General features: G+C 60.9%; 17 protein-coding genes. 7 read left to right on the forward strand and 10 right to left on the reverse strand.

Features of this window, described 5'->3' with window-relative positions:
• Window positions 1–595: 595 nt before the first annotated feature.
• From HF931_RS04290 to HF931_RS04315, 6 genes are all read left to right on the forward strand, one after another.
• Window positions 596–2,848 carry a TonB-dependent receptor family protein gene (locus tag HF931_RS04290; RefSeq protein WP_273241991.1) on the forward strand — a complete coding sequence of 751 codons (2,253 nt, stop codon included), beginning with the start codon at window positions 596–598 and terminating at the stop codon, window positions 2,846–2,848.
• 213 nt (window positions 2,849–3,061) lie between these two features.
• The gene (rpsO, locus tag HF931_RS04295; RefSeq protein WP_027838265.1) at window positions 3,062–3,331 is read left to right on the forward strand and encodes a 30S ribosomal protein S15; all 270 of its coding nucleotides are present in this window, start codon (window positions 3,062–3,064) and stop codon (window positions 3,329–3,331) included.
• A gap of 71 nt (window positions 3,332–3,402) precedes the next feature.
• Complete coding sequence (gene pnp / locus HF931_RS04300) at window positions 3,403–5,538, forward strand: polyribonucleotide nucleotidyltransferase (RefSeq protein WP_273241992.1); 2,136 nt, start codon at window positions 3,403–3,405, stop codon at window positions 5,536–5,538.
• Window positions 5,539–5,633: 95 nt separating this feature from the next.
• Window positions 5,634–6,320 carry a uridine kinase gene (gene udk / locus HF931_RS04305; RefSeq protein ID WP_273241993.1) on the forward strand — a complete coding sequence of 229 codons (687 nt, stop codon included), beginning with the start codon at window positions 5,634–5,636 and terminating at the stop codon, window positions 6,318–6,320.
• A gap of 59 nt (window positions 6,321–6,379) precedes the next feature.
• A complete protein-coding gene (locus tag HF931_RS04310; RefSeq protein ID WP_273241994.1) occupies window positions 6,380–7,288 on the forward strand; it encodes a 5'-nucleotidase, lipoprotein e(P4) family in 909 nt (302 codons plus the stop codon).
• Between the two features lie 39 nt (window positions 7,289–7,327).
• Window positions 7,328–8,164 carry a CAP domain-containing protein gene (locus tag HF931_RS04315; protein WP_273241996.1) on the forward strand — a complete coding sequence of 279 codons (837 nt, stop codon included), beginning with the start codon at window positions 7,328–7,330 and terminating at the stop codon, window positions 8,162–8,164.
• Here the strand turns inward: HF931_RS04315 and HF931_RS04320 are convergent.
• From HF931_RS04320 to HF931_RS04355, 8 genes are all read right to left on the reverse strand, one after another.
• Window positions 8,161–8,841, reverse strand: coding sequence for a nitroreductase family protein (locus tag HF931_RS04320; protein ID WP_273241997.1), 681 nt, complete (start codon window positions 8,839–8,841; stop codon window positions 8,161–8,163). The two genes, HF931_RS04315 and HF931_RS04320, sit on opposite strands and share 4 nt — an antisense overlap.
• Before the next feature lie 41 nt (window positions 8,842–8,882).
• On the reverse strand, window positions 8,883–9,476 hold the full coding sequence (locus HF931_RS04325; RefSeq protein ID WP_273241998.1) for an NAD(P)H-dependent oxidoreductase: 594 nt from the start codon (window positions 9,474–9,476) through the stop codon (window positions 8,883–8,885).
• 109 nt (window positions 9,477–9,585) lie between these two features.
• On the reverse strand, window positions 9,586–10,242 hold the full coding sequence (locus HF931_RS04330; RefSeq protein WP_273241999.1) for an SDR family oxidoreductase: 657 nt from the start codon (window positions 10,240–10,242) through the stop codon (window positions 9,586–9,588).
• A gap of 81 nt (window positions 10,243–10,323) precedes the next feature.
• Window positions 10,324–10,764 (reverse strand): hypothetical protein, encoded by a 441-nt coding sequence (locus HF931_RS04335; protein ID WP_273242000.1) that lies wholly within the window; start codon window positions 10,762–10,764, stop codon window positions 10,324–10,326.
• A gap of 87 nt (window positions 10,765–10,851) precedes the next feature.
• Window positions 10,852–11,667, reverse strand: a complete 816-nt coding sequence (locus HF931_RS04340) for an enoyl-ACP reductase FabI (protein WP_273242001.1) — start codon at window positions 11,665–11,667, stop codon at window positions 10,852–10,854.
• A 117-nt stretch (window positions 11,668–11,784) separates the two neighbouring features.
• Window positions 11,785–13,554, reverse strand: coding sequence for a tetratricopeptide repeat protein (locus tag HF931_RS04345; RefSeq protein ID WP_273242002.1), 1,770 nt, complete (start codon window positions 13,552–13,554; stop codon window positions 11,785–11,787).
• 108 nt (window positions 13,555–13,662) lie between these two features.
• Window positions 13,663–14,190 (reverse strand): bifunctional 3-hydroxydecanoyl-ACP dehydratase/trans-2-decenoyl-ACP isomerase, encoded by a 528-nt coding sequence (fabA, locus tag HF931_RS04350; RefSeq protein WP_035548405.1) that lies wholly within the window; start codon window positions 14,188–14,190, stop codon window positions 13,663–13,665.
• 91 nt (window positions 14,191–14,281) lie between these two features.
• Entirely contained in the window at window positions 14,282–14,785 is a 504-nt protein-coding gene (locus tag HF931_RS04355; RefSeq protein WP_051602435.1) for an SH3 domain-containing protein, read from the reverse strand.
• Between the two features lie 133 nt (window positions 14,786–14,918).
• Between HF931_RS04355 and HF931_RS04360 the strand changes: the two genes are divergently transcribed.
• Window positions 14,919–15,905 carry a 2-hydroxyacid dehydrogenase gene (locus tag HF931_RS04360; RefSeq protein WP_035548028.1) on the forward strand — a complete coding sequence of 329 codons (987 nt, stop codon included), beginning with the start codon at window positions 14,919–14,921 and terminating at the stop codon, window positions 15,903–15,905.
• A gap of 27 nt (window positions 15,906–15,932) precedes the next feature.
• Here HF931_RS04360 and HF931_RS04365 read toward each other — a convergent pair whose 3' ends face one another.
• Both HF931_RS04365 and HF931_RS04370 read right to left on the reverse strand, forming a co-directional pair.
• On the reverse strand, window positions 15,933–16,463 hold the full coding sequence (locus HF931_RS04365; RefSeq protein WP_035548024.1) for a phosphoribosyltransferase: 531 nt from the start codon (window positions 16,461–16,463) through the stop codon (window positions 15,933–15,935).
• Window positions 16,460–17,176: an MJ0042-type zinc finger domain-containing protein gene (locus HF931_RS04370; protein ID WP_273242004.1), complete on the reverse strand. Its 717-nt coding sequence runs from the start codon at window positions 17,174–17,176 to the stop codon at window positions 16,460–16,462. The genes HF931_RS04365 and HF931_RS04370 overlap by 4 nt, the downstream gene beginning before the upstream one ends.
• Window positions 17,177–17,233: the final 57 nt, after the last annotated feature.

The following is a 17,233-nucleotide window of genomic DNA, read 5'->3' on the forward strand; positions in this document are numbered from 1 at the left end:
TGCTTTTTACACCTGAGGTTCATCCGGGGAGGCCTTACTCCCGTGCGTCCGGACGAGGCGGATTCCCAACCGAGCTTCCTCGGCTCACCCTGGCCTGACCTGCCTAGGGCCGTGCAGGACCGTACACCTCCCACAAGACCCATCCTGTCCCTGACCCCACAACCAGAACGGCACCTGATCCGGCTCCTGTGAGGGCAGGAGGGAAGTATGGGGTGGGAGGCTATCAGACGGATTGGGGGAGGCGCACAGGCCGCCACGCACCGCATCCCTGGCGCATGCCGGGTCTCCCGTCGAAACGACGCGGAGCCAGCCGCAGGAGGCTCCGGCGCCCTGCGCCCCACGCTTGGGCCTGCTACGGGGCGAACGCAGTGCGTTCGCTTTATCCCTCCGCAGCGCCGGAGACACGGAGAGAGGAGACTGAATCCCGCAAACCGCGCAGGGGCCTGCGGGGGCACTCTGGTCTCTCGAAGCGTGGCAGGGAAAGCACAATCCCTGAAAGATTATGCAAGTGAATGTCAGATGCACATTGATCCTTGGCATCTGCTGCTCCTAATCAGGCGCAACTCAGTCTCAATTTCAAAACAGGTATCCCCTCATGCCGTTTTCCCGCTTGTCTGTACTTCTGGCTTCCAGTGCGCTTGTGTCGCTTTCCGCCTATGCTGACACGGCCACAGAGCCGGGTGAGCAAAACCCCTACACGCTGCTGTCGACGATTGTCGTGACAGGGTCGAGCGAGGCGGTCGACGAGGTGGCAGGCTCTGTCTCTTTCCTCACAGATGCCGACCTCTCGGCGCAGGCGCAGAGTGACATCCAGCGCGTGCTGCGCGTTGTGCCCGGCGTGAACATTCAGGAAGAAGACGGCTATGGCTTGCGCCCCAACATCGGCCTGCGCGGGTCCGGGTCTGACCGGTCATCCCGCATCGTGCTGATGGAGGATGGCGTGCCGATTTCGCCCGCGCCCTATGCGTCTCCGTCCGCCTACTACTTCCCGACCACGGCTCGGATGAGCGCCGTGGAAGTGACCAAGGGGCCAGCAGCCATTCTGTATGGACCGCGCACGACAGGGGGCGCGCTGAACCTGTTCTCCACGCCTGTGCCAACAGAGATGAGCGGTTTTGCGCAGGCTTTCTTCGGCACGAATGACCGCCAGCGTGTGCATGCCTGGACGGGCGGACGCGCAGATGTCGGCGCAGGCTGGCAACTGGGCGGCCTGGTCGAAGTCTTCACCGACGAGACCGATGGCTTCAAGGAATTGGATAATGGCGGCCCAACCGGGTTTGACGCCGATGATCTGATGCTGAAGCTCGGCGCGTATCAGAGCAATGGCCCGATGCCGCAAAGCGTTGAGCTGAAATACCAGACGCGCGAAGAAACCTCCAACGAGACCTATCTGGGCCTGACCCTGCAGGATTTTCAGGCTGATCCCTATCGCCGCTATGATGCGAGCGCAGACGATACGTTCCGGGGCGAGAATGAGCTGTTCCAGCTGACCCACAAGATTGAGTTCTCACCGACGCTGAACCTGACGACGATTGCGTATCACCATGATTTCGCCCGCAACTGGTACAAGCTGCAGGGCATCAGCGCAGATGGTTCAGGCGCTAGCGGCGATACCGGCATTTCCTCCATTCTGGCCGATCCGGTGACCTATGCCGCCGAGTACAGCCTGGCGACCGGCGCGACGAGCCTCGACAATTCCATTGTGTATCGCGCCAACCGCCGCGCCTATTACAGCGAGGGCCTGCAAACGACGCTCAGCTGGCAGACGCAATTTGGCGGACTGGACCATGACCTCACAATTGGCGCGCGCGTGCATGAGGATGAAGAAGACCGGTTCCAGGAAGAAGACGCCTATCGCCTCGAAGGCGGGCGCCTGATCCTGACTGCCGCCGGCGCCGCAGGCAGCAATGCCAACCGGGTATCCAGTGGCGAGGCGGTTGCCCTGTTCGTTCAGGACCGCGTGACGCTGGACAGGCTGACGGTGACGGCGGGCGCGCGTTTTGAGGATTATGAGCTGACGCGCGAGGATTTCTCGACGGCGGACCCGACCCGTGCGGTTGGGCCGACGCGGGTGCGGACGCTGGACGATCAGGTTGTCGTACCGGGTCTGAGTGCGCTTTATGAACTGAATGATGATTTGACCCTGCTGGCCGGTGTGCATCGCGGCTTTGCGATTGCCAGCCCCGGCGCCACCGACGCCGATGCCGAGGAAAGCGTGAACTGGGAAGCGGGTGGGCGTTTCTCCAGGGACGGACTGGATGTGGAGGCGATTGCCTTCTTCAATGATTATTCCAACCTGCTCGGCACCTGTACGGCGTCTTCGGGCGGCAATTGCACCATTGGCGACCAGTTCGATGGCGGCGATGTGGATGTGATGGGTCTGGAGCTGACGGCCAGTTGGGACGCGGCGAAACTGTTCGACACCTCGCTCTCCCTGCCGGTCGGGGTCGTCTACACCTGGACCGATGCGGAATTCCAGTCGGCCTTCGAGAGCAGCTATGAGCCGTGGGGCGATGTCGTGTCCGGTGATGAGCTGCCCTATGTGTCCGACCAGCAGATCACACTGATGGCGGGCATCGAGGCGAGCCGCTGGGGCTTGGATTTCTCGGCCAACCATGTCTCCAAAGCCCGCGCGCGGGCCGGGCAGGGCGCCATTCCGGCCGGTGAACGCATTGATGCGCGTTGGCTGGTCGATGCGGCGGCCTGGATGGATTTGACCGACACGCTGCGCCTGCGCGTGAAGGCCGAAAACCTGTTCGACGAAACCTATGTCGCCTCCATCGACCCCGCCGGCCTGCGCCCGGGCAAACCGCAGGAGATTCTGGTCGGCCTTGAGGTGAAATTCTAGGGGGCGGCGCTTTTGCGCCAAACCTCACCTGAAGGCCTTTCATTTCGGGGGAAAATGAGCCATAAGCCGCCCCTTGTGGTGGGATATCGGGTTCTGACCCGGCTGGACGACATCCCGGCCGTGGCCTGGAACTGCAGATACTCACCCGAAAACCCCGCCAATTCAGGCGTTTAGATGAAACCCGCCGCAAGGCGATCACATGAAAGATATTCGATGTCGATTACCGCTGAGAAGAAAAAAGAGCTGATCGAAAAGTTCGCCACCAAGCCTGGCGACACCGGCTCTCCTGAAGTGCAGGTCGCGATCCTGACCGAACGGATCAACAACCTCACCGAACACTTCAAGACGAACAAGAAGGACAATCACTCCCGCCGGGGCCTTCTGGCCATGGTTGCCACCCGCCGGAAGCTGCTTGATTATACCAAGAAAAAGGATGAGGCGCGTTACAAGACCCTCATCGAAGCCCTCGGCATCCGCCGCTAGGCTGACCAAACAAGCCCGCCGGGCAATAGGGCCACGGCGGGCTTTTCGTATGTGAAAAGAAAGACTGTTTGATGTTTGACAAGAAATCCGTGTCGCTGGAATGGGCCGGCCGCACACTGACGATTGAAACGGGCCAGGTGGCCCGCCAGGCCGATGGCGCCGTCATGGTGACCTATGGGGACACGAGCGTCCTCGCCACGGCTGTCTATGCCAAGGAAGCAAAACCGGGTCAGGACTTCTTCCCCCTGACCGTGAACTACCAGGAAAAATACTACGCATCGGGCCGCATCCCCGGCGGCTACTTCAAACGTGAAGGCCGCCCGACCGAGAAAGAGACGCTGACGTCTCGCCTCATCGACCGCCCGATCCGCCCGCTTTTCGTCAAGGGCTTCAAGCATGAAGTCCAGGTCGTGCTGACGGCTGTATCGTATGACCTTGAGAACGATCCGGACATTCTGGGCATGATCGGCGCCTCCGCAGCGCTCGTCCTGTCCGGCGCCCCGTTCATGGGCCCGATCGGCGCAGCCCGCGTTGGCTACAAGGATGGCGAATACATCATCAACCCGTCCGTGGTCGAACTTGAAGAATCCGACCTGGATCTCGTCGTGGCCGGTACCGCCGACGCCGTGATGATGGTGGAATCCGAAGCGAAAGAACTCTCCGAAGAGGTCATGCTGGGCGCTGTGGTCGCTGGCCATGACGCCATGCAGCCAGTCATCGATGCGATCATCGAACTGGCAGAGCAGGCCGCCAAGGAACCGTTCGACTTCGCACCGGTCGACAATTCCGACGCCGTTTCCGCGATCCAGAAACTGGTCGGCGCAGACCTGTCCGCCGCCTACAAGATCACTGAAAAGCTGCAGCGCCAGGCCGCTGTCGGCGAAGCACGTGACAAGGCGAAAGAAGCTCTGGTCGGCACCGAGGAAGAGCCGGGCGAAATGACCGGCGAGACTTTCAAGGCCGCCTTCAAGGAAGCCGAAGCCGCTGTTGTTCGCGGTGACATCATCAAGACCGGCAAACGGATTGATGGTCGTGACCTGGACCAGGTTCGCCCGATTCTGGCGGAGGCTGGCTTCCTGCCACGCACGCACGGGTCTTCCCTGTTCACGCGCGGTGAGACGCAGGCTATCTGTGTGGCCACGCTGGGCACGTCCGATGACGAACAATTCATCGACAGCCTGGACGGCACCCGCAAGGAACGTTTCCTGCTGCACTACAACTTCCCGCCATACTCTGTCGGCGAAACCGGCCGCATGGGCGGCGCTGGCCGCCGCGAGATCGGCCACGGCAAGCTCGCCTGGCGCGCGCTGCAGGCTGTCCTGCCGGATCATGCGGAATTCCCGTACACGATCCGTCTCGTGTCCGAGATCACCGAGTCCAACGGGTCGTCCTCGATGGCGACCGTGTGTGGCTGCTCTCTCGCCATGATGGATGCCGGCGTGCCGGTGAAGCGCCCGGTTTCGGGTATCGCCATGGGCCTGATCCTGGAAGGCGAAGACTTCGCCGTCCTGTCCGACATTCTCGGTGACGAGGATCACCTCGGCGACATGGATTTCAAGGTGGCCGGTACGGAAGCGGGTGTGACCAGCCTTCAGATGGACATCAAGGTGGCCGGTATCACCAAGGACATCATGGAAAAAGCCCTTGCTCAGGCAAGCGGTGGCCGCTTGCATATCCTCGGTGAAATGGCGAAAGCGCTGGACACGTCGCGCGACAGCCTGTCCGACAACGCCCCGCAGATGGAAATCATCAAGGTGCCAACCGACAAGATCCGTGACGTGATCGGATCCGGCGGCAAGGTCATCCGCGGTATCGTGGAAGAGTCCGGCGCTAAGGTGAACATCGATGATGACGGCACGGTTCAGGTTTCCGCGCTCGACAAGGAGTCGATCAACAAGGCGCTGAAGATGATCAAGGAGATCGTCGCAGAGCCGGAAGTTGGCGAAATCTATGAAGGCAAGGTTGTTGGCCTGAAGGATTTCGGCATCTTCGTGAACTTCTTCGGTCCGAAGGACGGTCTGGTGCACGTTTCGCAGATGGCGAACGAGCGCGTGAACCATCCAAAAGACATGGTGAAGGAAGGCGACACGGTCTGGGTCAAGCTGATGGGCTTCGACGATCGCGGCAAGGTGCGCCTGTCCATGAAAGTTGTCGATCAGGAGACCGGCAAGGAACTTACCAAGGACGAGGGCGGCGAAGAGGAATAGTCCTCTCCCCACTCACCAATTGCAGAAGGCCGCCCCACCGGGCGGCCTTTTTTCATTGAAGCGACAAGGTAATTGCCGCTAGACCCGTTGGCATCATGGCAAAAAAGAAACCCTTCCTAGTCGCGATGTCGGGCGGTTCCGGATCTGGCAAGTCGACCTTGGCCGAGGCCCTGCTGGAGCACTTGCCGGAGGGCCAGGCAGTGCTGTTCGGTGAAGACGCGTATTACTACCCGATGAGTCATTATGGCGAGCCGGCCACAAAGGAAGAGTGGACCGAGCTGGTGGCAGGCATCAACTATGATGCGCCACGCTCGAAGGAGGCCGACCGGCTGGTCAAGGATCTGCGCGCGCTGAAGGCGGGCGAAACGATCCAGCAGCCGATCTACGACTATGAGCGCCATGACCGCAGCGAGAAAACGCGCGAAATCAAGTCTGCGCCGATCCTGATCCTTGAGGGCATCCACGCGCTGTCTTTCCCGAAAATCAGCTCCCTGATCGATTTGTCGGTCTATGTGGATACGCCGGACGATTTGCGCCTGGCGCGCCGAATTCGCCGTGATGTGACGGAGCGGGGCCGCAGCCTGGAGAGCGTTCTGCAGCAATATCTCGGCACGGTCCGCGCGGCGCACTATCAATGGACGTATCCTGCAAAGTTTGAAGCTGATCTCGTGATCGCGGATGAGGGGCTGCCCGCCTATGGCAATGTGCGTCCGACCGAGGAAGCGATTGAACGCATGATTGCGCCAGTCCTGGCGCGCTTGCAGAATTGCGGGGCCATCTAGGCGCTTTTCGGCATGGGAGCCGTCTGGTAGAAATCAGGCCATCGCAACGGGAGATGGCCATGACACGCATAAACTCACTTTTCATGGCGGGCTTGCTCGCGCCGCTGGCTATCTCAGCCTGTGTCTATGTAGACGAAGGGTCTGCGCCGGTGCGCGAAGTGGTGGTGGAGCGCGAAGTGCTCGTCACCGAGGCCGTGCCGCAGGATGACCGGCTGAACGCTGTGCTCTGGGCGCAGCAGGCGGTTGAGTACAAGGCGACGACCGATGGCATATACGCGCTGGCGGCGATGCGTCTGGATCAGGCGCTGGCCGATCCGGACTGGACCGCCGCGCCGGATTTGCAGGGCGCAGCGTATCAGGACCTTCCCCCGGCAATCATTCTGGACGCAGACGAGACCGTTCTGGACAATACGCCCTATGCGGCGGACGACATTCTGGCGGGCGAACAATTCGATCCGGACCGCTGGAACGATTGGGCGAGCGCTGGTGTCGCAAGCGCTGTTCCGGGCGCTGTTGAATTTACCCGCGCAGCAGCGGCCAAAGGCGTGAAGGTGTTTTACGTGACGAATCGCGATGCGGTGACAGAAGAGGGTACGGCCCGAAATCTGGCGGCGCTGGGCTTTCCGATGGGCGGCAATGTCGACACGTTGCTGACCAAGAAAGAGCAGCCGGACTGGGGCTCAGCCAAGTCTTCGCGCTGGAGCGTGGTGGCGAAGGATTACCGCATTCTGTTGATGATCGGTGACAATCTTGGTGACTTTACGGACGACTACAAGACCAGCCCCGCTGACCGTCAGACTGTGTATGAGGCAAATGCGGACAAATGGGGCCGTGAGTGGATCGCCCTGCCGAACCCCGGCTATGGCAGCTGGGAAAGCGCGCCGTTTGATCATGATTACAGCCATTCGGTGGAAGAGCGTCGCCAATTGAAGCGCGAACAGCTACAGCCCTGGCCGTCAAAACCGTAACTGTCCTGTTCATCTTCGCCGGGATATAATTCATGCAAGATGATGTTGAGATCCCTGATTATCGGCCTGATGCCTATGCTGCTGGGCTTGCCCGCCTTTGCATGCGATCTTGGTTTGTCTGGTCGAGGCGAAGCTGTGGCGGACTATGTGGAACAGGTTCGGCCCTGTTTCGCCCGCCTGCCGGATGGCTATACGTTTGATGCGCGCATGGAGCGGGAATTCCTGCGACTGACGAATGTTGCGCGAAAAGAGGCGGGGCTTGCTCCGCTGGTTTACCGTGCCCACCTTCGCAATACGGCGCGATTCCATAGCCTTGATATGGCGTATAATGACTTTTTTGGACATGTCGGCCCGGATGGGCGCGAACCGCAGGATCGGATTGCGGCCTTTGACCGGCGGGCACTGGTGCAATATTCCGCCGAGAATGTTGCCATGCTTGAAGTGGTTCAGGGACGATGGAATCTGGAGCGGGAAGCTGTGCGCCGCCTGCATCAGAACCTGATGGACAGTCCCGGCCACAGGGCAAATATCCTGAGCGAAGAGGCCACCCACGTCGCGATGGGCGTCGCGCGCACAGACAAGGGCGTCTGGGTGACGCAGAATTTCCTGAACCTGTCCGGCAGCCTCGCGCGGGATGTGCCGGTGCGCATGAAGGTGGGCGACCGGTTGCGGCAGATGCCGGTACTGGAAGGCTGGAATTTCCGTCAGTTTACAGCGGAACTGCCCGGCGGCGATATTCGCTCCATTGGCAATGGAATTCCGCCGGATCTTCGCGGGGATATTCATATTGCGGCTGAAGGCCGAAAGCCCGGCGACAAACCGCTGAGTTTCTACACAATCCACCTGCCCGGACCTGCCGTGACGGTGGGCGGCTAAAGCACGCCCATGATTTGCTCCAGCGGCTTTTTCACCAATGCATGTTTCGGCACCATGGCGCCGTCTGCCGGGTACCCCGCGACGAGAATGAGGAAGGGCTTTTCCGTTTCCGCACGATCACAAATCCGGTTTAGGAATTTCATCGGGTTGGGCGTGTGGACAAGGGTGGCGAGCCCGGCCTGATGGCAGGCCGCCATCAGCATGCCCGTGGCGATTCCGACGCTTTCGTTGATGTAGTAATTCTTGCGGGTCTCTCCCGCTTGCACGCCGCCGCGACGCTGCGCGAAGATGCAGATCAGCCAGGGGGCGATTTCCATATAGGGTTTGTCGGCATCTGTGCCGATGGGCGCGAGCGCGTCGAGCCAGTCTTCCCCGGCGCGCCCTGAATAGAATTCGCGTTCCTCGGCCTCAGCTGCATCGCGGATCTCGCGCTTTTTCTCTGCGCTGTTCACGCAGGCAAAGAACCAGGGCTGGTGATTGGCGCCGGATGGAGCGGAACTTGCTGTTGCGATACAGGCCTCGATGATCTCGCGCGGGACGGGCGCGTCCGAGAAATCCCTGACCGATCGGCGGGTGGCCAGGGAGTCATGAAACGCCACTGCCCGGCGCAGCATTTCCTCTTCCGGATAATTCGGGAAACCGCTGAGCGGGACGTGGGTGTCGGTGCTGGTTTTCATGATGCCCGTGTTAGCAGGCTGACGGGCGGACGCAATTCACATCAGCGGGACCGGCGGGCAGCATCAGCGCCGCGCCTTTCGGCCCGCTTCAACCATTTTGCGAGCGTCGCCTCCTTGGCCGTCTTTACCGGTCCAACCTGCAGGATGCGTGCGGGCCGTATGCCGACAAATTTCATGACGGGCTTCTGCACCTGCAACTTGGCGGCGCGACCATTGGATAGCCGGTCAAACCAGACCGGCGCGTCGGAAGTCATCAGCACATCACCCCGTCGTCCGGCCAGAAGGCGATCCCAGAAGGGGTCTTTCTCGTGATACTTCATGGCGAAGCCCGGCAGGAAACTGCGGTCGATCACACCTTTCATCTTGGCGGGCATCCCGCCCCACCATTGCGGATAGGCCCAACAGACATGATTGGCCCAGAGCAAGTTCTCCCGCCACGCTTCAAGGCATGGCTCAAGTGTCTTGCGGGCGTGATAGCCTTCGGTGAGATCCGGGTCGAAGACCATGTCCGACAAATTCATGCGGCGGGCTTCAGCACCGTTTGCTTCGGCCCCGCGCTGATAGGCATCGGCCATACCATGACTGAGCGATGCGGCACGTGGATGGCCGACCCAGATAAAGATACGTGCTGGCATAGAGCCTCCAGTAAACTATTGAACAAAACATTTATTGTTCAATATGTGCCTGTTGGCAAGGTCAGAAGTCGTAGAGCGCAAATTGCCAGTGTGGGCTTCGCCCTGCGTGTCAGCTCCGTTTCAGGCTGGCCACTGCGTCTGCAACCGGAGTGTCGCCATTGGTCAGCTCGATGATTTCATTCGTGATCTCGGGCGTGTTGATCAGTTCGGCCAGCGTCGCGGCGACATTGCCGCGGGCCACGTCTCCATAGGTGATCGCGCGGCCGGCGCTGACTTTGCCGTCGCCGTCATCATCTTTCAGCGTGCCGGGGCGCAGGATGACATAGTCGATGCCGCTGGTGGCAAGGGCTGCATCGGCGCGGCGTTTCATGGCCATATAGTGCTCGAAATCATCGCTCGTGTCGCGGTCGCGTCCGGCATCCATGATGACGGAAACCATGTAGATGCGGTTCACGCCTGTGGCGCGCGCGGCTTCGATCAGCTTTTCGGGGCCTTCGCCATCAATTGCCGTGGTCTTGTCGCGGCCTGATCCGGCGGCCCCGGCAGAGAAGATGGCTGTATCGCAGCCAGTCATGGCGCTGGCGATGTCGTCAGCCGTCATGTCAATGATGTTGCCATAGACCGGCTCAACGCCGTGTTCGCGCAGATCGCCCGCCTGTTCAGGCTTGCGGTGCAGGCCTTTGACCGCGTGGCCGGCGCCCACGAGTTTCGGGCCGAGGCGGCTGCCGACGCCGCCCGTGGCGCCGATAAGAAAGATGTTGGACATGGAAGTCTCCTGTCAGAATGGGTTCGCCAGACCAACAGGGCAGACGGGCAGGAGTTCCGGGCGATTACAGAAGCGTGATCGCTATTGTACAACTTCAACCGGTTCGATTTCAAAGAACCGATTGCCTTCGCAATTGATCACGATTGAGCGGAGTTCCGGCTCAGGAAAGTCCGACTGAGTGTATCCAACGGACGTTTCGGTGATGACGCGGAGCATGCCTGTTTCAGTGCGCTTAAGATCGAAGACGTAGCTCGGAGGCGCTGACTCCTGGATGCTCTCAAATTCGAGTTCGTACGCGTCGCCGTCATTCGGTGCATCGACCAGAAACTGGATCTTCAGCACTGGAGGTTTAACGATGCCCGGCATGAAGTCGATCACGGCGCTTCCGTCGCGTGGATCGTAGGCCGGACACGTCCGACTTTCCTCCGCCGAGGCATCAGGTTCGGGGTTCTCTGCGGCAGTCTCTCCACACCCTGCCAAAAGCAGCGCCGCTGTCATGGCTGAACACGCGATACGTAACATGGTTATTTCCCTCCCAGCTTGAGGGAGAAGCATAGCACAACACGCTTAGGTTTAGGAGTCCGCTCCCCAAGATTGGGCGAGCGCGTACTAATCCTCCGGCAGGTCCGGGACGCCGACGACGTGGAAGCCGGCGTCGACATGGTGGACTTCACCGGCGACGGAGTGGCCGAGTTCTGAGAGCAGGTAGAGCGCCGCGCCGGCGACGCCTTCCATGCGCGTGTCTTCCTTCAGCAGAGACCAGTCGCGGCCCGTGCCCATCAGGCTCTTGCCGCCGCGGATACCGGCGAGGGAGAGCGTGCGCATCGCGCCAGCGGAGATCGCATTGACGCGGATACCCTGCGGACCGAGATCGCGCGCGGCATAGCGGGTTGCGGCTTCGAGCGCGGCCTTGGCAACGCCCATGACATTGTAGGAGGGCACGGTGCGCTCTGCTCCGAGATAGGTCATGCAGATCATTGCGCCGCCATCGGGCATGATCTCGCTGGCGCGGCGGGCTGTGTCAATGAAGCTGAAGACCGAAATATCCATCGCGCGGCGGAATCCTTCGCGGGTCGTGTTGGCGACCATCGAGCCTTGCAGCTCGTCCTTGCCGGCAAAGGCGATGGAGTGAACGAGGAAATCGATCTTGCCCCATTTGTCTTTCACGGCGTCGAAGGCGGCATCCATCGAGGCGTCATCGGTCACGTCTGCCGGGATCATGAAATCCATGCCGATGCTTTCGACCAGCGGGCGGACGCGGCGCTCAAGGTTCTCGCCCTGATAGGTGAAGGCGATGTCGGCGCCCTGCGCGGCGAGCTGGCGGGCAATGCCCCAGGCGATGGAGTTCTGGTTCGCGACGCCCATTACGATGCCGCGCTTGCCTTTCATCAGATCGCCTGCCGGCGGGGTCCAGTCATCAGCCATGTGGGAAAGCCTCTCTTGGTGAATGTCTCTACGGGAAACCGCTAGGCATCCCCGCTTTGCCCGTCAAGTTTCGGGCGGTGTTTTGCGCGGACGGGACAGTCTGCTGGACCAAATCAATCAGAGCCGCATCAGGTCTGGTGTGGTGCCGCGCTTCCCCATCCATGCCTTCTTGAACAGGTGTTTGGCGTAGCGCGCAGACCGGCGGTCGCCCTTTGCCTTGTAGGTCTGCCACAGGCCGTAAAGGGCATGGGCATTGTTCGGGGATTTCAGCAGGGCGCGATGGAACATGCGCTCGGCCCGATCCGTCTGACCATACTGAAGCAGCATCGCGGCGAGGGTCTGGCGGGCGGGATAGTACCAGATTGGCGGCTCGCTATAGGGCAGCGCATCCTGCAGGTCTGCGGCGCGCTCCATCAGCGAAATGGCGGAAGGCAAATCGCCGTCCTGAGCGGCGATCCGAGCGGATATGACCAGAGATGAGATCCGGGCGATGTCGCCCGCCGGAAGGTATTGTGCTTCCAGTTCCGCCACCCCCTCGCTGGAGACTAGAGCATCAATCTGGTCGGTTTCAGACTGTGCGCTGGCGGTGTCGCCTTCAGCTGCGAAGGCCAGCCCCCGCGCATAGTGCCAGGCAATCTTGTCCATGACGGACTCTGTGCCCGGATCGGGCAGTCTCAACACAGTTTCCGGGGCCGAGAACTGCGCGTGGGCATAGTAGGCGGACGGACGGATCAGGGTGATCCACGGCGCAAGCGAGGACATGTCCTGTGGCAGTGCTGCGTCCAGTTTGGAGGCTGTCGACAAAGCGGTCATTCCGTCCCCGGCCATCATCGCCGATGTCAGGATGAAATGGAGATTGTGAGGATAGTATCCATACTCATAGAGCGGCGGGGCGTTGCCGCTCGCAATATAGAGCTCGTCAGCCTGCGCGGCCGCCAGATTGGACTCCATCGACCGCTTCCACTGGCCGGTCAGGTACCAGAGATGTGAAGGCATGTGGACGAGATGGCCGGATTGCGGGGCAAGCTGCGGCAGGTGTTCAGCGGTCTCGATTGCACGCCAGGGATCATCGGACGCCTCGGTGGCATGGATGTAGAGGTGGATGGCGTGGACGAATTCCGGATTTCTGTTCAGCACGGTTTCCAGCGTCGTGATGACGTCTGCTGTCCGGCCTTTCGGCGTGTGCCCATCCGCCTCCCAATAGTCCCAAGGCTGGGTGTTCATGCCCGCTTCGGCGGCGAGGGAGAGAACGAGATCATCATTGGGAAATCGCACCGCTGCCAGCGCCATTGCGTCTGCGAAGGCTATCGGGTCTTCCGCGACACCGCCCTCTTCGGTGAGCGGATACCGGGCGATCGTTGCGTCGATAAGCACCTGCTCAAGACCGGGTGTGTCGGAGGCCCGAAGCTTGGCAGCCTGCGCCGCATCGTGTGCTAACTGAAGGGCATCCTCGCCAACCGCCATGTTCAGGTTGCTGCCCCGCGCAAACGCCTCGCCCCAATGGCACATCGCGCAGTTCGGGTCAGCCGCCTGCGCCTGACGAAATACATCAACTGCGGCGTCATGATTGAAGCTGATCACAAGGGAAAGACCAAGGTCGAAAAGATCCTGCGCGTCTGCGGATTTGGTGGTGATGGGATAGGTGATCACCGGCGCGCTCAAACCTGCGGCGAAATTGTTGACGATCACTCCGGACTCCGCATAGGCGCGCGCTGCGCCCAGAAACAGGCCGAGGCGCCGAGCGCTGCTTCCGCTGCCGAGACAGGACTCGCCTGACAAAAGAACGGGATCCGGGAAAGGGGCCTGCTGAGGCCGCTCCGCCAGGTCAACGCCGCCGAGCGCCAGCACAGCAGCTGTAAGAATCGTGCCTGTTTTCCAATAGGCCATGCGGAGTCCCCTTTTCTCCCAAGAGGGGAAAGTACCGCAGGTCCGTCAATCTGTCATGGGGCAGGCTTGTTGTGCGCATTTTGTGCAATGCGCATGAAGGCCTGCGCGCTAGAGCACGTTCTTCAAGCCGACCTTCATGTCGAGGGCAGTGTAGACGTGTTCGCCATCGACATAGACGCGACCGTCAGCGATCCCGAGGTTCAGCTTGCCGCGGCGCACGCGTTTGATGTCGATGACATATTTCACGAGTTTCTTGTCGGGCGTGATTTCCCCGGTGAACTTCACTTCGCCCACGCCGAGCGCGCGTCCCTTGCCGGGGCTGCCGGACCAGCCGAGCCAGTAGCCTACGGCCTGCCACATTGCGTCCAGCCCGAGACAGCCGGGCATCACAGGGTCGCCGGGAAAGTGGCATTCGAAGAACCAGAGGTCCGGCGTAATATCGAGCTCGCCGATCACGCTGCCCTTGCCGTACTCGCCACCATCCATGGTGATTTCGGTGATCCGGTCCATCATCAGCATCGGCGGGATCGGCAATTGGGCATTGCCAGGTCCGAAATAGCCGCCCGCGCCGGATTTCAGCAGGTCTTCCTTGGAATAGGAGGATTGGGGCGTGTGGTAATCGTGCGGTCCGGACATGGCGGTTCCCTTGTTCATTCAAGCGCAAGTCGCCGTTCGAGCCTGTGCGGCCCGGATTGTCAACTCTGATGGGGTGTCGGAGTGTGTTGGCTTACAGCGCAGCGGCGCTGGTATTGTCGCCCCAGAGCGCGGTCGTCGGGACAAAGCCCTTGTAGTGCTTGGCCGTTACCTTGCACCAACCCTGGCCACATCCGTCGAGTTCGACCAGCACGGTGGCCTCAAGGCGCGCAACTTTCGGGCTCATCGCGTCCGGTGCCTTGTGCATGACCGTGTCGGACTGGACCATCGCGATCGTGTCAGGCTCCAGCATGCGGGCGTGAACCCAGACTTCGGCCCCTTCCGGGTCGCGCACGCGGCGCCAGTTCTGGCTTTCCTTGATGATCAGCAGAGGCAGGCCCTTGCGCTCATACCGCCAGACAATGGGGTGGTCCCGGCTTGGGCCGGCGCGGCCATTCACGGCGTTGTATTTCAGCGTTTCGAAACGCGGTACTTCCTTACCGGAAAATTTGCTGACGCGGACATAGTCGGCCCCTTGCGCAAACGCCGCAGCGCTCGCGACGAGAAAGCCCGTTAAGATGACCACTGCCCGCTTCATGTGCAGTCTTTTCCCATGTCTGCGAGGGGCTAGAATTCCATACGCAAATGAATCTTGTGTAAAACATGAAGCGTTGGCGTGTCCCGATCCCTCTGCTAAGGCCCGATTGAGAATATTTGCAAAAAGAGTCCCTATGTCCGCGAAGAAGCTGAAAGTTGTCGTCACCCGCAAGCTGCCCGCCCCAGTCGAATTGCGCTTGAAAGAGCTGTTCGATGCGAAGCTGAATGATGATGATCACCCCTTCACGCAGGAAGAACTGGTTGAGGCGATGCAGAGCGCGGACGTTCTGGTGCCCACGGTGACAGACCGCCTGGATGGGCGCGTCATGGCCCGCGCGGGAGAGCAGCTGCGCCTGATCGCCCAGTTTGGGGCAGGGGTCGACAATATCGACGTGCAGAGCGCGGTGCAGCGAGGCATCACGGTGACCAATACGCCCGGCGTGCTAACCGATGACACGGCAGATGTGGCCATGGCGCTGATCCTGTCTGTGCCCCGCCGCCTGTTCGAGGGCGCCGACGTGATGAATTCAGGCGGCTTTGATGGCTGGACCCCAACCTGGATGATGGGGCGTCGGCTCGCCGGCAAGCGGCTCGGCATCATCGGCATGGGCCGGATTGGCCAAGCCGTTGCGCGCCGCGCCAAGGCGTTCGGCCTGCAAATTCACTATCACAACCGCAAGCCGGTCAGTCCGCGCATCGAGGAATTGCTGGAAGCGACCTATTGGGACAGCCTCGACCAGATGCTGTCGCGCATGGACATTGTTTCGGTAAACTGCCCGCACACGCCGGCGACTTTTCACCTGATGAATGCGCGCCGGATCGAACTGATGAAGCCGGAAGCCTATATCGTGAATACGGCGCGCGGTGAGGTGATCGACGAAGCAGCGCTGGCCCGCGCGCTGAAGGCGGGCAAGATTGCCGGAGCGGGCCTCGACGTGTTCGAGCGCGAGCCGACAGTGAACGAGGAATTGTTCGGCCTGCCGAATGTCGTGCTTCTGCCGCACATGGGCTCGGCCACGATCGAAGGCCGCACGGAGATGGGCGAGAAGGTCATCATCAACATCAAGACCTTCGCCGACGGCCACCGCCCACCAGACCGCGTGATTCCGTCAATTCTGTAATTTCGACGGAAACCGATCCGGGCGGCCCTAGTCCAGTGCGCCGATATAGGGCAGGCCGCGATATTTGCCGGCATCGTCCATGCCATAGCCGACAAGGTAGCGCCCGGGCGCATCAATGGCGCAATAATCGACCCCGTTTTCGCCGCGCGGGGCCCAGGGTTTCTGGGTGAGGGCGCAGGTGATGACTTCGCGCGCACCCTTGGCCAGCATGTGTGTCTTGGCAAAGGCGAGCGTGCGGCCCGTATCGAACACGTCGTCCAGAATGATTACGCCCTTGTCCTTCACGGAGCGGGCGAGGTCTGCGCGCACAACGACGCGGCCCGAGCTTTCCCGCGCATCGCGATAGGATTCCAGCCAGATCACGTCGAGCGTGGGGTGAATGTCGCGCCGAGCGAGGGCTTTCATCAGGTCGGATGTGAAGGGGGTGGCGCCAATCAGGATGGAAACAACAGTCCATTCGCCCGTCAGGCGCGGGGCCAGCGTTTCGGCCAGTTTATCGATCTCCGCCAGAAGTTCGTCTTCTGGCACGATCACCTCGATTTTCGGCATGTCGGTCATTCTTCGGCGGCGTCCATTTCAGCTGAATTTGCAGGCTCGCTTGGCATGTCAGGTTCAGGCGCCTCTGCCGGAATTTCAGACAAGTCGACAAATTTGAGTTCGATTTCGAAGCTCTCCATCGGCGCTTGTTCCACGACCACGCGGAAGCTGCCAGATTCGCCTGCGCCCAGCTGCGCCGGGCTGATGCGGCCGTAAGTGGTAGCGACCACGAGTCCGATTTCGTCTTTCAGGTCCACACGCACAGCGGGCGAATCGACGGTTGAGTGGGACACGTTCAACGCCTTGCCGGACACTGTGACGATCGGGATGGTGTCATTGAAGGTGCGGCTGCGCTCGATGTCTTCGAATTCCAGCCCGAACCGGTTCACCTTGAAGCCGATCTGCTTGTAGGCGCTGCCCGCTTCCGGCCAGAGTTTCACCACTTCATTGCGGTAAACGATGGCGCCGACGCCTAGCGCAAAAAAGATGGCGGCTGTGATGAGCCAGGAGAGCAGGGCGGCGGTCCGGCTGCGCCGACGACGCTGGGCGCGGACCTTCTCGCGGTAGATTTCGTGCGCGGCGGCAGGGGTTTGGCGCACGGTTTCGTCAAGGTTTTTCGGCTCAACAAACCATGATCCACCACATGCGGCACACTTCACGGTGCGGCCACTTTCACCGATTGTTGAGTCATCGGCGAAATACTGGGTTTCACAATGGGGACAAGTGAGGATCATGACTTGGTGTTTCCCGCAATTCGCCCCAATAATCCACTCGAACGAGCACAGGATAGG

Origin of the sequence: Hyphomonas atlantica corrig. (assembly GCF_017795365.1) — a bacterium.
In the GTDB taxonomy this organism is placed as follows: Bacteria; Pseudomonadota; Alphaproteobacteria; order Caulobacterales; family Hyphomonadaceae; genus Hyphomonas; species Hyphomonas atlantica.

Bases quoted from the DNA above. Each gene is read 5' to 3' on its own strand.
- HF931_RS04290 (WP_273241991.1), top strand. From the start codon at position 596: ATGCCGTTTTCCCGCTTGTCTGTACTTCTGGCTTCCAGTGCGCTTGTG.
- rpsO (WP_027838265.1), top strand. From the start codon at position 3,062: ATGTCGATTACCGCTGAGAAGAAAAAAGAGCTGATCGAAAAGTTCGCC.
- pnp (WP_273241992.1), top strand. From the start codon at position 3,403: ATGTTTGACAAGAAATCCGTGTCGCTGGAATGGGCCGGCCGCACACTG.
- udk (WP_273241993.1), top strand. From the start codon at position 5,634: ATGGCAAAAAAGAAACCCTTCCTAGTCGCGATGTCGGGCGGTTCCGGA.
- HF931_RS04310 (WP_273241994.1), top strand. From the start codon at position 6,380: ATGACACGCATAAACTCACTTTTCATGGCGGGCTTGCTCGCGCCGCTG.
- HF931_RS04315 (WP_273241996.1), top strand. From the start codon at position 7,328: ATGATGTTGAGATCCCTGATTATCGGCCTGATGCCTATGCTGCTGGGC.
- HF931_RS04320 (WP_273241997.1), bottom strand. From the start codon at position 8,841: ATGAAAACCAGCACCGACACCCACGTCCCGCTCAGCGGTTTCCCGAAT.
- HF931_RS04325 (WP_273241998.1), bottom strand. From the start codon at position 9,476: ATGCCAGCACGTATCTTTATCTGGGTCGGCCATCCACGTGCCGCATCG.
- HF931_RS04330 (WP_273241999.1), bottom strand. From the start codon at position 10,242: ATGTCCAACATCTTTCTTATCGGCGCCACGGGCGGCGTCGGCAGCCGC.
- HF931_RS04335 (WP_273242000.1), bottom strand. From the start codon at position 10,764: ATGTTACGTATCGCGTGTTCAGCCATGACAGCGGCGCTGCTTTTGGCA.
- HF931_RS04340 (WP_273242001.1), bottom strand. From the start codon at position 11,667: ATGGCTGATGACTGGACCCCGCCGGCAGGCGATCTGATGAAAGGCAAG.
- HF931_RS04345 (WP_273242002.1), bottom strand. From the start codon at position 13,554: ATGGCCTATTGGAAAACAGGCACGATTCTTACAGCTGCTGTGCTGGCG.
- fabA (WP_035548405.1), bottom strand. From the start codon at position 14,190: ATGTCCGGACCGCACGATTACCACACGCCCCAATCCTCCTATTCCAAG.
- HF931_RS04355 (WP_051602435.1), bottom strand. From the start codon at position 14,785: ATGAAGCGGGCAGTGGTCATCTTAACGGGCTTTCTCGTCGCGAGCGCT.
- HF931_RS04360 (WP_035548028.1), top strand. From the start codon at position 14,919: ATGTCCGCGAAGAAGCTGAAAGTTGTCGTCACCCGCAAGCTGCCCGCC.
- HF931_RS04365 (WP_035548024.1), bottom strand. From the start codon at position 16,463: ATGACCGACATGCCGAAAATCGAGGTGATCGTGCCAGAAGACGAACTT.
- HF931_RS04370 (WP_273242004.1), bottom strand. From the start codon at position 17,176: ATGATCCTCACTTGTCCCCATTGTGAAACCCAGTATTTCGCCGATGAC.